We start from the raw sequence: 12,753 nt of genomic DNA, 5'->3' as shown, positions 1-12,753 counted from the left end.
CCTCATGACCAAAAAACTTGATTTTAGACGCGCCTATAAATCTGAATACACCGGCAAAGTCGGGCGCTGGGATGATCTCGTGATTCCCTCCATGCCCTATGTGATGGTCGACGGGCAGGGCGATCCCGGCGGGCCGGATTTTAGCAAGGCCATCGCGGCACTCTATTCGGTGGCTTACGGGGTGAAGTTCAAATGCAAGGCGGCAGAGCAGGATTTCACCGTGCCACCGTTAGAGGCGCAGTGGATGGCGGATGACCCAACCGCATTTGTGCGCAATGATCGCGCGGCTTGGGTCTGGACTGCTATGATCCGCCTGCCAAAACATGTGTTGCCAGATATGCTTGAGCAGGTGCGTGAAACAGCCTTAGGCAAGCTGGCCAAAAAGAAAGACCCACCAACGGATGCCGATACATTGGGGCGCGTCTATCACGGCAGGCTGGAAGAGGGGCGCTGCCTGCAAACCCTGCATGTTGGCCCCTATACCAATGAGGCCGCAACGCTGGCGCATTTGTATGATGAGCTGATGCCGGGGCAAGGGCTGACCTTTAACGGGCCACATCATGAGATTTATCTGAGCGACGCGCGGCGCGTTGCTCCTGAAAAGCTAAAAACAATTTTGCGCCAACCAGTTGTGCCAAAATGAAAAAAGGCCCGACGTGGGCGCCGGGCTTAGTTCAGGAAGTTGTGAGGTAGGTCTGTTAGCTGGGCCAGATCACTGGATATAGCGAGGCCACAAGCAGTACCGCCATAGTCCAGTTGAAGGCGGTCAGGCGGCGTGGGTTCGTCAGCACCCGCGCCATTTGCTGGCCCAGCACGGTCCACGAACTCACCGAGGGCAGATTGACCGCGCCAAACACCACGCCCACCAGCAAGATCGCGGTTAGGGTTTGGTCTGGCGTGTAGGCGCTGATGGCGGTCAGTGCCATGGCCCAGGCCTTGGGGTTCACCCACTGAAATGCTGCTGCTTGCAGAAATGTCATTGGGTTGCCACTGGCTTCCCCCGCCTCGGCAGGCCCCGCGTTGGCGATCTTCCAGGCGAGGTACAGCAGATAGATCACAGAACCGACTTTCAGCACCGTATAGCTGACCGGATAGGCGTCAAAGATTTGCACCAACCCAGCGCCGACCAGCAGCACCATGAACACAAACCCCAGCGCCACGCCCAACATATGCGGGATGGTGCGGCGAAAACCGAAATTGGCCCCCGAGGCCATCAGCATGAGGTTATTTGGTCCCGGCGTGATGGACGAAACAAAGGCGAAGAGCGCAAGCGCAAGGAATATATCATAAGTCATGCGCTAAGGTTTGCGATAAATGCACCAAATGTAATTGCGTTACGCGGCGTGATTGGTCTATTTCTGCAATATATGGCGAAAATGGACCGCATAAACCAACAGATATTGCATCAGCTTTCACTGGATGGCCGTATCAGCAATCTGGAACTGGCCGACAGGGTGGGCCTGTCACCTTCGGCCTGTCTGCGTCGTGTGCAGGATCTTGAGCAAAAAGGCATCATTACCGGCTACCGCGCTGTGCTGGACCGCGAGGCAATGGGGACGGGGTTTGTGACCTATATCGCCGTCGGGCTGGGCGATCATACCAAACACGCGCAACACGCGTTTGAACAAGCGATGGATGCAGCATCCGAAGTGGTGGAATGTCACAATATCACCGGCACAATTGAATACCTGTTGCGAGTCGAATGTCCGGACCTGCCCAGTTACAAACGCTTTCACACCGATATTCTGGGCACCTCGCCCTATGTAACGGCCATTACCACCTATGTTGTGATGGGGTCGCCCAAGGACCTGCGCGCGTGAGTGTGGCAACTCTGGGATTTGAGTATTTCCAGCAAAAAGAAGCCCAAGACTTCGCGCAACACCGATGTTTCTTTTTGCCGAAAATACTCACTGCGAAACCTTTGCGACAGGCGGGCGGAATGAGGTATGGGGTTGCGCACCCGGCGTACGCCTCTGTAATGCTATATTTTCTATCCTTTGGCAAAACCTTGATTGATCGCGATCACTGCCGGGCCTAGTACCTCCGGCATCAGGAACAGAGCCCCAATTGTGGGCAGGCAGAGACAACGTTTAGCTTGTGGGATTGATCTCCCTCTCATCCCCGCTTTTTGGCGGTACCGCCTTTTCTACTACCGAACAGGACTTAGTGTTCAACTAGCCCAAGCACCGGTCAGCCCAGCGGCACCGGACCACGGCCCCGTGCCATGGTCCGCCATTTTAGCGTGCTACAATTCCATCCAATAGACCAGCAACGCGCCGCTATAGAGCGTATCCACCGCAAAGCAGCTCAAGGTGTACCAAGAGAAAAACGGAACACCGGCGCCGTAGTGTTTGAAGATATCCCAAACCCCATGCCCAAAGATCGCGGCAATGACGAACAGGGGCCAAACCGCAGCGCCCAGAACGGACGCAAGGATCAGAACACTGGCAACCAGAACCTCCAGCTTCAGACACTCCTGCCGCGCATAGGCCTCGGTCATATAAGTGAAGTTCATGATGATCGAAAAGAACGCGGCGATGAGCCAGACGTGCACCGGCGGCAACTGCCAATGGAAGAGGATCAGGAGGATCACATAAAGGCTGGCCGCCAGGGCCAGCTGTTTTCGTCTGCGCTGAAAGAAGGAGATAGCCTGCGACATTTGGAGTTCCATGATTGCAAAGTAAGGAGTGCAACCCCGGCGACAGGCTAAGGATCGCGCCCTTTGCGATACAGGCTATGGTGCTGTTGCGAAAGATGGGCCGCGGGTTGTGGCCTGCGTCATATTGTGACGCAGGAGGCGATAACCGATCCTAGCCCTCTGTCAGTAAATACCGCACTGCTATTTCTGGCGAGGCCAACACCAGCACATCTGTAATCGCGCGCAACACTTTCGCTGCTCCCGCCATCGAGGCTTGGGCCAGCACCACGCAGCTGAACTGATTTTGCTCCAGCGTGGCCTTGATGTCAGCAGCAAGCGCATTGGCAAAATCGTCAATCTCCCCTGCCTCAAACAGGGGCCAGTGCTGCGCCAGTTTCAGGCAGGTCAGTTGTGGATCATCTTCGCCGAAGGCACGCCGCAACAGAGCTTCGGAAGGGGCGGCGGTGCTGTCGAGACAATAGGCCATCAGTACCGGCCCACCGATCTGTGCCGCTTCTTGCATCATTGGCCAATCGATCCGGGTCGCGCCAGCCTGTTCTGCGACTTCGCCAATGGTGGTGCAACTGCACAGGACCGGGCCATCAGCCGCTTGGATCGCTGATGCGATCTCGGTCGCCAGAAACTCGTCGATACCGTCTTGCGCCCGCGCCAGCCAATCCTCGCGCACGGTGTGATCCAGCTCGGCATTTGGCGCCAGCGTGTTGAATGTATCAGCATGAACATGGGCGGTATGAAACAGGGTTAGTTTGGTCATGATCTGTCCTAAACAAAAGGGCGCCCCGCAGGACGCCCCAGATTGCCATGAAAGTAAAGGGCGTCAGTTCCCGGCGATCAGTTCCGCTTGGGCCACGATCACCTCGGCCTGCTTGATGCTGGCGATATCGACCAGGCGGCCTTTGTAAACGGTGGCCCCTTCGCCATTGGCTTTGGCGGTTTCCATCGCGTCCAGGATCTCGCGCGCCTCGGTCAGGGCGGCATCAGAGGGGGTGAACACCTCGTTGGCCAGCGCGATTTGCTTGGGGTGGATAGCCCACTTGCCGACCATGCCCAAGGTGGCCGAGCGCAGCGCTTGGGCGCGGAAGCCTTCGTCGTCGGAAAAGTCACCAAACGGCCCATCAACCGGCAGCACACCATGGGTGCGGCAGGCGGCAACAATTGCGGCCTGTGCCCAATGCCAAGGGTCGGACCAGTGCTTTTCGCCCTCGCGCTGCATGTAATAGTTTTCCTGCGTGCCACCGATACCGGTGGTCTGCATTCCCATTGAGGCGGCAAAATCCGCAGCGCCCAGCGACATCGCTTGCAAGCGAGGAGAGGAGGCGGCAATCGCCTCGACATGTGCAATACCAGCAGCGGATTCGATGATCACCTCAAACGAAATTGGCTTGGTCCGGCCCTTGGCGCGTTCGATGGCCGTGACCAGCGCATCCACCGCGTAAACATCTTCGGCGCAGCCCACCTTGGGGATCATGATCTGGTCAATCCGGTCACCGGCCTGCTCCAGCAGGTCTACCACGTCGCGATACCAGTAGGGCGTATCCAAACCGTTGATCCGCACCGACATGTACTTGTTGCCCCAGTCCACGGTGTTCAGCGCCTCGATCACGTTGGCGCGGGCGGTATCCTTGTCGCTGGGGGCAACTGAATCTTCGAGGTCAAGGTTGATCACATCCGCTGCCGAAGCCGCCATCTTGGGGAACAGTTTGGTGTTCGATCCGGGGCCAAACAGCTGGCAGCGATTTGGGCGGGCCGGGGCGGTGGGCTGGATGCGAAAGCTCATGTGCGGATCACCTGTATGGGTAAGGAAGTTACAAATCTATCTTGCCATGTGTTATTAAATTGCGTTGACCTGCGCAAGCTCAATTGTGCGGGTGCAGCATTGCGAACGCAGCAATGGTCGTGGTTGCGCTATCAAGCACAAGGATTAGTGGTGCTTGGCCAATTGTCGGGATAATCTTCGAACAACTTCGGATTCTGCGGGAGTATTGTGTGTGTGACGTGGGGCGCGAAAGGTAATTTGGGAACTCATCGCGCAGGGGCTCAATTAGAGTCGCGCGGACAAAGAAATTCCATGGAGTGCCCCAAGATGATCGAGACCCCTTATCTGCTGTTCCTGGGTGACGCACCCGATATGCTTGCTGCCAAAGTTGCTATTGGCATCCGTGACTGGCGTCCTGAAAACGCCGTAGGTCAGTTTCGCCTGCCTGGCTGTGGTGCTGATCTTGGTCTGACCGAGATGTCTCTGGCCGAGGCCCAAGCCGCCGGTGCAAAGACATTGGTGATTGGTGTGGCCAACCGCGGTGGGGTGATCTCATCCGCGTGGAAAGAAGTGCTGATTCAGGCTCTGGAAATGGGCTATGATCTGGCGTCGGGCCTGCACAACCTGCTGCGCGACGAGGGTGATCTGGTCGCTGCGGCACAGACCCATGGCGGCACTCTGCACGATGTGCGCGTTCCAACCGATGGATATCCAATTGCCAATGGTGTCAAGCGCAGCGGCAAGCGGTGTTTGGCAGTGGGTACCGATTGTTCGGTCGGCAAGATGTACACCGCCCTGTCTGTGGACGCTGAAATGCAGAAACGGGGTATGAAATCCACCTTCCGCGCCACCGGCCAGACCGGTATCCTGATCACTGGTCACGGTGTACCTTTGGACGCGGTGATTGCCGATTTCATGGCGGGTTCAGTTGAATACCTGACGCCCGACAATGATGCGGATCACTGGGATCACATCGAAGGGCAGGGCAGCCTGTTCCACATCTCCTACTCTGGCGTGACTATGGCGCTGGTACACGGCGGTCAGCCGGATGCGCTGATCCTGTGTCACGAACCAACCCGCGAACATATGCGTGGTCTGCCGGGCTATGATCTGCCGTCGCTGGAAGAGTTGCGCGATACCGCGCTTCCACTGGCCCGCAAGTCCAATCCTGCCTGTCAGGTTGTTGGCATTTCGGTCAACACCCAGCACCTGAGCGAAGATGAGGCTGTCAGCTATTTGGCTGAGGTCGAAGCGCGCATGGGACTGCCAGCAGTTGACCCATATCGTCACGGTGCAGAACGTCTGGTAGACGCGCTGGCCGCAGTCTGATTTGTAAGGGGCGTTTGGCAACAGACGCCCTTTTTCTGTCAAAAGGATAGAGACATGAAAATCACCGTGACGCCGGACGTCTTCAAACTGGCGCAGGTCTTTACCATCTCGCGCGGGTCCCGGACCGAGGCCAAAGTACTGACCGTTAAGGTCGAAAAAGACGGCGTGACTGGTTGGGGCGAATGTGTGCCCTATGCGCGCTATGATGAAACACTGGATAGCGTGACCGCTGAGATTGCCGGTTTGCCCGCTGATTTTACACGGGACGAATTGCAGTCGCTTCTGCCCGCTGGTGCAGCCCGCAATGCGGTGGACTGTGCGCTGTGGGATCTTGAGGCAAAACAAGCTGGTAAACCTGTATGGGAATTGGCTGGTCTGCCAGCGCCGGGACCGGAAATTACCGCTTATACCCTGTCGCTTGATACACCTGAAAAGATGCAGCAACAGGCGGCAGAAAACGCCTTTCGCCCCCTGTTGAAAATCAAGCTGGGCACTCCGGATGACATGCCCCGATTGGAGGCTGTTCGCACGGGCGCGCCTGAGTCCAAGATCATCATCGACGCCAACGAAGGTTGGAGCGCCAAGGTCTATTCCGACCTTGCGCCGCATCTGGTGCGTTTGGGCGTTGAATTGGTTGAACAGCCCTTGCCTGCCGGTGAAGATGACGCGCTGATTGGCATGGACCGCCCAGTGCCTGTCTGCGCGGATGAGAGCTGTCACGATCGTACAAGCCTGCCCAAGCTAAAAGGCAAGTATGATGTGGTGAATATCAAGCTGGACAAAACCGGCGGGTTGACCGAGGCGCTGAAGCTGCGCGAGGACGCACTAGCCGAAGGTTATGATGTTATGGTTGGCTGCATGGTCGGATCCTCGTTGGCAATGGCGCCGGCGACACTTCTTGCGCAGGGTGTGGTGTTTACGGACCTTGACGGGCCACTGCTGTTAGCCGAAGACCGAGACGAACCATTGCATTTTGACGCTGCCGGCGTGCACCCGCCTAAACCGGCACTTTGGGGTTGAGGAGACCACGATGACTCGTACCGTATATGTAAACGGTGAATATCTTCCGGAAAATGAGGCCACAGTCTCGATCTTTGACCGCGGCTTTCTGATGGCGGATGGCGTCTATGAAGTGACCACAGTTCTGGACGGCAAGCTGATCGATTTTGACGGGCACGCTGTGCGCCTTCAGCGTTCGCTGGACGAACTGGAGATGCAGGCGGCTTGCTCCAAGGATGAACTGCTGGAAATCCACCGTCAGCTGGTTGAACGCAATGGCATTGTCGAGGGGCTGGTCTATCTGCAGGTTACCCGTGGCTCTGACGGCGACCGGGATTTTGTATTCCCATCGGCGGACACCAAGCCGACTATTGTGCTGTTCACCCAGAACAAACCCGGTCTGGCCGATAACCCTGCTGCCAAAAAGGGCGCCAAGATCATCTCGATCGAAGACATCCGCTGGGGCCGCCGGGATATTAAAACCGTGCAGTTGCTGTATCCGTCGATGGGTAAAATGATGGCCAAGAAAGCTGGCTGTGATGATGCATGGCTGGTCGAAGATGGCCATGTCACCGAAGGCACCAGTAACAACGCCTATTTGGTCAAAGACGGCAAGATCGTAACGCGGCCGCTGTCCACCGACATCCTGCATGGTATCACCCGCAAGGCGGTGCTGCGTATGGCTGCTGAGGCACAGATGGAGATCGAGGAACGCCTCTTCACCATTGACGAAGCCAAAGAGGCGGATGAAGCCTTTGTCACCTCGGCCTCTGCCTTTGTGATGCCGGTGGTTGAGATTGACGGTGTTGCGCTGGGCAATGGGACACCGGGCCCAATCGCCACACGTCTGCGCGAGATCTATCTGGATGAGAGCCGCAAAGCAGCGATCTGATCTAACTAAGACTGACCCGCCAAGGACCGCCGAGGAGCCATCATAGATGCCTGATCCCCGGACAGCTTGGCGGGTTGTGACCGCCATGTTCATCTTGAACGGCGCACTGTTTGGCATTTGGGCATCACGCATTCCTGCCGTGGCAGCCCGCTTCAACCTGAGTCCGGCTGATCTGGGTGGGTTGTTGTTGCTACTGGCAGCGGGAGCCATTGCGTCCTTCCCTTTGGCCGGTCGGTTCGCGGACAGGGTCGGTGCGGCCAAAGTCACTCGGAGGGTGGCAATAGCTTATGTCGGAACACTGTTCTTGATCGCTATTGCCCCGACGAATCTGGCACTTGCTGCTGCTTTGTTCCTGTTTGGGGCAACACATGGCGGCATGGATGTGGCGATGAACGTCTGGGCCGCAGAGGCAGAGCGACATATCGGTCGACCGGTGATGTCATCTTTTCATGCGATGTTTAGTCTTGGGGCAGGCTTGGGGGCAGGGTCCGGTTTTGTGGCCGAGACTTATGACATTGGGATCACCCCTCATTTCATCATAGCCGCGACCGTGGCTGCTGCCATCACCCTGACGTCGGCACGGGCCGAGTGGACCTCAGATGTTCGGGAAACAGGCCCGGCAGGCCCGATTTTCAGGCTGCCTAAGGGGCCATTGTTTGCGGTTGGGTTTATCGCGTTTTGCTCATCCTTGGGCGAGGGCGCCATGGCCGACTGGAGCGCTATCTTTCTGGTGCATTCATCCGGTGCAACCGAGGCTCAGGCGGCTCTGGGCTATACTGTATTTTCGATAGCGATGGTTGTGATGCGACTGCTTGGGGATGGCATCACCCTGCGGTTGGGAGCCGTTGGTGCGGCGCGATTGGCTGGATCAGTGGCTACGGTCGGTGTGTTGTGTGCCGTGGGCTTTGGTACCTTCGGTATGGCGTTGACCGGGTTTTTCCTGATGGGAGTTGGCTATGCGATGATCATGCCACTGGCCTTTAGCCGGGCCGCAAATGATCCGCATGTTTTACCGGGGGCTGCACTTGCGGCTGTCTCTACCCTTGGCTATGGCGGGTTGTTGCTTGGCCCGCCGGTTATCGGCTTCCTAGCCGAGGCGACATCGCTGAGGGTGGCGTTTTTGTTCCTGGCGGTTTTGGCGGCGATGATCGTGCTGTTGAGTAAAAAACTTTCTATGCAGGACTCCCGAAACAGATTCCCTTGAAACAGGTTTTGCCTCCGACATTGCTAGGGGGAAATTCTGTATGTCGATTGCTTCAGTAGGATCGCCCTGATGTCAGGCCTTATCCGCCATGTTCTCTTTGACCGCGACTTTGAGCTTGGCGTTTTTACGTGGGCGAGATCTTGCGGCTATAGTTGCGAGCTGTGCAATTGGTCGTGCATCGGACTGATGCATGTGGTTCATGTGCGGCTATGGATTTATTCGAACGTTTTATCACCCTGTGGGTTGTCATCGACCCGATTGGCACCATCCCCGTGTTTATTGCGGTGACGGCCGGCATGGCCGCGTCAGAGCGGCGCAAAACGGCGTTGCTGGCAACGGTTGTCAGTATTGGCGTGCTGTTGTTCTTCCTGATGCTCGGTCAGATCTTGATTGATGCTTTGGGGATTAGCCTGCTGTCGTTCCAGGTGGCGGGTGGTATCGTATTGTTCCTGTTTGCTCTGACCATGATTTTTGGCGATTCAAAACCGGCAAGCGACAGGCGATCTGTCGAGGAGGAGGAACAAGCGCAAGACACCGCGCCATCCCCAGCAATTTTCCCACTGGCAGTGCCGTCGCTTGCCTCTCCGGGTGCGATGCTGGCTATTGTCATGCTAACGGACAACGCTCAATTCGGGGTCAGTGATCAGGCAATAACGGGTGTGGTTATGGCGGGCGTCATGGCTATCGCCTGCCTGTTCATGATGCTGGCTGACCCCATCATTCGGGTGATCGGCAACTCGGGCGCTGCTATTGTTAGCAGGGTCATGGGTATGATCTTGGCCTCTGTTGCCGCAGATACGGTGCTGTCTGCATTTATCGAAATTATCCGCACGGGTTCACTTTGACCTTTTGACAGGTCTGATGAAGCACTTAGTTGGTGCCGAACAACTGAGCACCTGAAAAAGATTCAAAAATTCTGTCACACATCCGGGCTGCGGATTGTCTAACCTATCAGACAACAGCAAAGGACAGCCGGATGGGTCAGAGTATCAACAGTATCGTCGCCAAGGCACAGCAAGGGGAGGCTGCCGCGCTGGAGCAGTTGGTTCTGCACATTCAGGACCGGGTGCACCGTTTGGCGCTTAGAATGGTGGGGGATGCCAGCCTGGCGCAGGATGCGACGCAGGAGATCCTGATCCGGGTGGTGACAAAACTGTCGACGTTCAAGGGTGACAGCAAGTTTGAAACATGGGTCTACCGGGTCGCCACCAATTACCTTTTGACCGCGAAGAAAGTGATGGCGCGCGATCCCGGTCTGACGTTTGAGTTCTTTGCTCAGGACCTATTGGACGGGTTGGCAGATGACTCTGCCGCTGCCCCCGAAGACCATGTGATGCTGAATGAGCTGCGGGTGCGCTGCACCATGGCGATGCTGCTGTGTCTGGATGCAAACCATCGCGCGGCCTATGTGCTTGGAGAAATCCTTGAAATGGACCACCGAGAGGCGGCGACTGCCCTGGATATCCCCTCTGCGACTTATCGCCAAAGACTGTCGCGGGCGCGGTCCAAGGTTCTGGCCTTCACCGCTAAAAGCTGCGGCTTGGCCAATTCAGATGCGCCGTGTTCCTGTCCACGTCGCTTGCCAGCAGCGCTGGCATCGGGGCGGATTGGCGACAGCCCCTCAGTGATGTTGCAGGATGCACCGAGCTATCGGGATGTCCGTCAAGTCGCGGCCAAGACCGAAGCCGCCCTGGTGGCGCAGAAGTTGCAACAGGCCACTGGCGCCTTGGCGGCAACCGATAATCTGGCGGCCAAGGTGCTGCAGATTGTGAACCCTCCGGACCCTAACTAACCCCTCCACCCTAAACCCAAACCAAAGGAATACACTTATGAAACATGCATTTGCATGGCTGATGGCGCTTGTCTTGTCGGCCCCAATCACACTGGCAGCAGAAGGAAAGCCAATGACCACTGAACAGCAAAAAGTACTGGAAACAATCACCACGATGAGCAGTGCCTTTATGGCCAAGGATATTGACGGGGTGATGGCAACCTACGAGGACACAGCAACGGTGATGTTCGAACCTGGACAACCGGTGTCTGACCCGGATACATTGCGGGCCATGTTCACCGGGATGTCGGCTGTGGACCCGATTTTCGAATTTGGCGAACATGAGGTGTTTATCGCGGGGGATACTGCCCTGCACATCACGCCATGGCAAATGTCGGGTCGTGCGCCGGATGGAACAGAGATCAGCCAATCGGGGCTGTCAGTTGCAGTGTTGCGCCGTCAACCAGGTGGGACCTGGCTCATGGTGATTGATAACCCTCATGGCGCGCAACTGTTGGCATCGCAAGGTAGCTGAGGTCAGTGGAGAGCGGAGTTCGGCCTCCGCTCTTCATTAATTCGCTTAGCCTTTATCGGTCACGTTCTCTTTGAACGCGACGTCGAACTCGGCCTGCTTTTGCGGGCTGGCGTCGGTCTGATAGTTGGCTTTCCACTCGTCCATGGTCATGCCGTAGAAAATCTCACGCGCTTCGGTTTTGTCCATCTCGATTCCACGTTCGTTTGCAGCCTCTTGATACCAGCGCGACAGGCAGTTGCGGCAGAACCCGGCCAGGTTCATCAGGTCGATGTTCTGCGCGTCGGTGCGGTCTTCCATCAGGTGTTTCTGCAGGCGGCGGAATGCAGCGGCCTGGAGTTCAATCTCGGTCTGCGGATCCATCGATGCGCTCCTTCAAAACAAATACGTCCGCCTGCGTGACTAGCAAACGGACGTCGGTCGTTCAATGCGGGTTGGTTGTGGGCTACATCAGCTTCAGCGCGATATAGGGTGCCAGACAGAACACAAGCGTCAGGATCTTATAATTGGCGATGTACTTGAAATAGGCCTTTTTCACATCCGCGGTTTCCATGTTGAACATGCCCGCATGCAGGGTGGCCAGCCTCTCGTGACCAGCCAGCAAAACCAGCGCTGTGATGGTCAAGAAGCCAATGTTCAGAACAGTCATCCAACCAAAGAAAGTGGTCAATGTAACAAGGGTCATGGGTCTCTCCTATGTGAGTGTTCGCCAGTGTTTCCTATACTCTGAATATGGGTATTTCAGGCCTGTGCCACAATGATGTGCGGCCTGAAATACATGCAAGTTGACGTAGGGTTAGGTTGAGTCAGAAGCCCGCACTGCTTAGGGCGCAGGGCAGGGCCACCGCCAGTTTCTCGGCCCAGGCAATCTGGCCTGCTTGCTCCGCGATCAAGTCGTTGCGCAGCTCGATCAGGGTGTTGGGACGCCCATGGGTCGAGGCATGGGTATCGATGGCATCCCCGGGCAGATACCCCTTGTAGGGTTCATTCACACCAACAGGCGCATCGGTATGGGGTTTGAGATGTTCAACCACATGTGGCGAGAACTGCTCATCCTTGGGGAACAGGATGCCGATTTCCCATGGTCGTTGCGGACGACCACGCAGCTGTGGTGTGAAAGAATGAACCGAGATGATCACAACATCTTCACGGTCCGCCAGTTTTGACAGTTCAGAATGATAAGGGCGGTAACATTCACTCAGCCTACGTTCACGCTCGGCGGCGTCAGCGTGGCGGTTGGCGGGAATAATGGTGCCGTCATAAAGCTTCATCAGCAGGGTGGGGTCGTCATCACCGCGGTTGGGGTCGATCACTAGACGGGAAAAATTCGATGCAATCACCGGCGCATCCAGCATCTCGCCAAGGTGTTTGGAAACCTCGTAGGCGCCAACGTCATAGGCAATGTGGCGTTCCATGTCTTCGCGCGGCAGACCCAGGTCGCCATCGTTGACAAAAGGGGGTACAACATTGGTGGCGTGGTCACATGTGATCAGCCAGCGGGCGGGACGGTCAGCGCCGTGAATAAAATAGGGTGTGTATGTCATCTGCCTGTCATCTCTTTTGTCGCATCTATAGGGGAGTTGCGGTAAAAGGGGAATTGCGCGATAAGCA

General features: G+C 56.6%; 16 protein-coding genes. 9 read left to right on the top strand and 7 right to left on the bottom strand.

Features of this window, described 5'->3' with window-relative positions; all coding sequences use genetic code 11:
- Positions 1-4 precede the first annotated feature (4 nt).
- Positions 5-643, top strand: coding sequence for a GyrI-like domain-containing protein (locus GO984_RS05555; protein ID WP_157021552.1), 639 nt, complete (start codon positions 5-7; stop codon positions 641-643).
- Positions 644-698: 55 nt separating this feature from the next.
- Here the strand turns inward: GO984_RS05555 and GO984_RS05550 are convergent, their stop codons facing one another.
- Positions 699-1,295, bottom strand: a complete 597-nt coding sequence (locus GO984_RS05550; protein ID WP_157021551.1) for a LysE family translocator — start codon at positions 1,293-1,295, stop codon at positions 699-701.
- Positions 1,296-1,367: 72 nt separating this feature from the next.
- On the opposite strand from GO984_RS05550, the gene GO984_RS05545 reads away from it, so the two are divergent.
- On the top strand, positions 1,368-1,820 hold the full coding sequence (locus GO984_RS05545; RefSeq protein ID WP_157021550.1) for an Lrp/AsnC family transcriptional regulator: 453 nt from the start codon (positions 1,368-1,370) through the stop codon (positions 1,818-1,820).
- A 425-nt stretch (positions 1,821-2,245) separates the two neighbouring features.
- Here the strand turns inward: GO984_RS05545 and GO984_RS05540 are convergent, their stop codons facing one another.
- The 3 genes from GO984_RS05540 to GO984_RS05530 form a co-directional block, all read right to left on the bottom strand.
- Entirely contained in the window at positions 2,246-2,659 is a 414-nt protein-coding gene (locus GO984_RS05540) for a hypothetical protein (RefSeq protein ID WP_157021549.1), read from the bottom strand.
- 151 nt (positions 2,660-2,810) lie between these two features.
- On the bottom strand, positions 2,811-3,413 hold the full coding sequence (locus GO984_RS05535; protein ID WP_157021548.1) for a hypothetical protein: 603 nt from the start codon (positions 3,411-3,413) through the stop codon (positions 2,811-2,813).
- 63 nt (positions 3,414-3,476) lie between these two features.
- Positions 3,477-4,436 carry an L-malyl-CoA/beta-methylmalyl-CoA lyase gene (locus GO984_RS05530; protein ID WP_157021547.1) on the bottom strand — a complete coding sequence of 320 codons (960 nt, stop codon included), beginning with the start codon at positions 4,434-4,436 and terminating at the stop codon, positions 3,477-3,479.
- 306 nt (positions 4,437-4,742) lie between these two features.
- On the opposite strand from GO984_RS05530, the gene dgcN reads away from it, so the two are divergent.
- The 7 genes from dgcN to GO984_RS05495 all read left to right on the top strand — a co-directional run bounded on the left by dgcN (position 4,743) and on the right by GO984_RS05495 (position 11,145).
- On the top strand, positions 4,743-5,744 hold the full coding sequence (gene dgcN / locus GO984_RS05525) for an N-acetyltransferase DgcN (RefSeq protein WP_157021546.1): 1,002 nt from the start codon (positions 4,743-4,745) through the stop codon (positions 5,742-5,744).
- Positions 5,745-5,798: 54 nt separating this feature from the next.
- Positions 5,799-6,764 carry an N-acetyl-D-Glu racemase DgcA gene (dgcA, locus tag GO984_RS05520; RefSeq protein ID WP_157021545.1) on the top strand — a complete coding sequence of 322 codons (966 nt, stop codon included), beginning with the start codon at positions 5,799-5,801 and terminating at the stop codon, positions 6,762-6,764.
- Positions 6,765-6,774: 10 nt separating this feature from the next.
- The gene (locus tag GO984_RS05515; RefSeq protein WP_138161248.1) at positions 6,775-7,635 is read left to right on the top strand and encodes a D-amino-acid transaminase; all 861 of its coding nucleotides are present in this window, start codon (positions 6,775-6,777) and stop codon (positions 7,633-7,635) included.
- Between the two features lie 46 nt (positions 7,636-7,681).
- Complete coding sequence (locus tag GO984_RS05510) at positions 7,682-8,839, top strand: MFS transporter (RefSeq protein WP_167740234.1); 1,158 nt, start codon at positions 7,682-7,684, stop codon at positions 8,837-8,839.
- Between the two features lie 209 nt (positions 8,840-9,048).
- Positions 9,049-9,684 (top strand): MarC family protein, encoded by a 636-nt coding sequence (locus GO984_RS05505; RefSeq protein ID WP_157021544.1) that lies wholly within the window; start codon positions 9,049-9,051, stop codon positions 9,682-9,684.
- Between the two features lie 131 nt (positions 9,685-9,815).
- Positions 9,816-10,631: an RNA polymerase sigma factor gene (locus GO984_RS05500; RefSeq protein ID WP_157021543.1), complete on the top strand. Its 816-nt coding sequence runs from the start codon at positions 9,816-9,818 to the stop codon at positions 10,629-10,631.
- Positions 10,632-10,668: 37 nt separating this feature from the next.
- Entirely contained in the window at positions 10,669-11,145 is a 477-nt protein-coding gene (locus GO984_RS05495) for a YybH family protein (protein WP_157021542.1), read from the top strand.
- A 45-nt stretch (positions 11,146-11,190) separates the two neighbouring features.
- On the opposite strand, the gene GO984_RS05490 is transcribed toward GO984_RS05495, so the two are convergent.
- The 3 genes from GO984_RS05490 to GO984_RS05480 form a co-directional block, all read right to left on the bottom strand.
- Positions 11,191-11,505: a DUF1244 domain-containing protein gene (locus GO984_RS05490; RefSeq protein ID WP_157021541.1), complete on the bottom strand. Its 315-nt coding sequence runs from the start codon at positions 11,503-11,505 to the stop codon at positions 11,191-11,193.
- Between the two features lie 82 nt (positions 11,506-11,587).
- On the bottom strand, positions 11,588-11,827 hold the full coding sequence (locus GO984_RS05485; protein WP_157021540.1) for a DUF6868 family protein: 240 nt from the start codon (positions 11,825-11,827) through the stop codon (positions 11,588-11,590).
- A 121-nt stretch (positions 11,828-11,948) separates the two neighbouring features.
- Positions 11,949-12,686 (bottom strand): N-formylglutamate amidohydrolase, encoded by a 738-nt coding sequence (locus GO984_RS05480; protein WP_157021539.1) that lies wholly within the window; start codon positions 12,684-12,686, stop codon positions 11,949-11,951.
- Between the last annotated feature and the right edge of the window lie 67 nt (positions 12,687-12,753).

It is taken from the genome of Parasedimentitalea huanghaiensis, from assembly GCF_009753675.1.
Classification (GTDB): Bacteria; Pseudomonadota; Alphaproteobacteria; order Rhodobacterales; family Rhodobacteraceae; genus Parasedimentitalea; species Parasedimentitalea huanghaiensis.
The sequence above is the reverse complement of the archived record's forward strand: the minus strand, read 5'-3'. Positions and strand labels throughout refer to the sequence as shown.

Excerpts from the sequence above, each read along its gene's own strand:
- GO984_RS05535 (WP_157021548.1), bottom strand. The coding sequence starts at position 3,413 with ATGACCAAACTAACCCTGTTTCATACCGCCCATGTTCATGCTGATACA.
- GO984_RS05480 (WP_157021539.1), bottom strand. The coding sequence starts at position 12,686 with ATGACATACACACCCTATTTTATTCACGGCGCTGACCGTCCCGCCCGC.
- GO984_RS05505 (WP_157021544.1), top strand. The coding sequence starts at position 9,049 with ATGGATTTATTCGAACGTTTTATCACCCTGTGGGTTGTCATCGACCCG.
- dgcA (WP_157021545.1), top strand. The coding sequence starts at position 5,799 with ATGAAAATCACCGTGACGCCGGACGTCTTCAAACTGGCGCAGGTCTTT.
- GO984_RS05555 (WP_157021552.1), top strand. The coding sequence starts at position 5 with ATGACCAAAAAACTTGATTTTAGACGCGCCTATAAATCTGAATACACC.
- dgcN (WP_157021546.1), top strand. The coding sequence starts at position 4,743 with ATGATCGAGACCCCTTATCTGCTGTTCCTGGGTGACGCACCCGATATG.
- GO984_RS05550 (WP_157021551.1), bottom strand. The coding sequence starts at position 1,295 with ATGACTTATGATATATTCCTTGCGCTTGCGCTCTTCGCCTTTGTTTCG.
- GO984_RS05515 (WP_138161248.1), top strand. The coding sequence starts at position 6,775 with ATGACTCGTACCGTATATGTAAACGGTGAATATCTTCCGGAAAATGAG.
- GO984_RS05510 (WP_167740234.1), top strand. The coding sequence starts at position 7,682 with ATGCCTGATCCCCGGACAGCTTGGCGGGTTGTGACCGCCATGTTCATC.
- GO984_RS05500 (WP_157021543.1), top strand. The coding sequence starts at position 9,816 with ATGGGTCAGAGTATCAACAGTATCGTCGCCAAGGCACAGCAAGGGGAG.
- GO984_RS05490 (WP_157021541.1), bottom strand. The coding sequence starts at position 11,505 with ATGGATCCGCAGACCGAGATTGAACTCCAGGCCGCTGCATTCCGCCGC.
- GO984_RS05495 (WP_157021542.1), top strand. The coding sequence starts at position 10,669 with ATGAAACATGCATTTGCATGGCTGATGGCGCTTGTCTTGTCGGCCCCA.
- GO984_RS05485 (WP_157021540.1), bottom strand. The coding sequence starts at position 11,827 with ATGACCCTTGTTACATTGACCACTTTCTTTGGTTGGATGACTGTTCTG.
- GO984_RS05545 (WP_157021550.1), top strand. The coding sequence starts at position 1,368 with ATGGCGAAAATGGACCGCATAAACCAACAGATATTGCATCAGCTTTCA.
- GO984_RS05530 (WP_157021547.1), bottom strand. The coding sequence starts at position 4,436 with ATGAGCTTTCGCATCCAGCCCACCGCCCCGGCCCGCCCAAATCGCTGC.
- GO984_RS05540 (WP_157021549.1), bottom strand. The coding sequence starts at position 2,659 with ATGTCGCAGGCTATCTCCTTCTTTCAGCGCAGACGAAAACAGCTGGCC.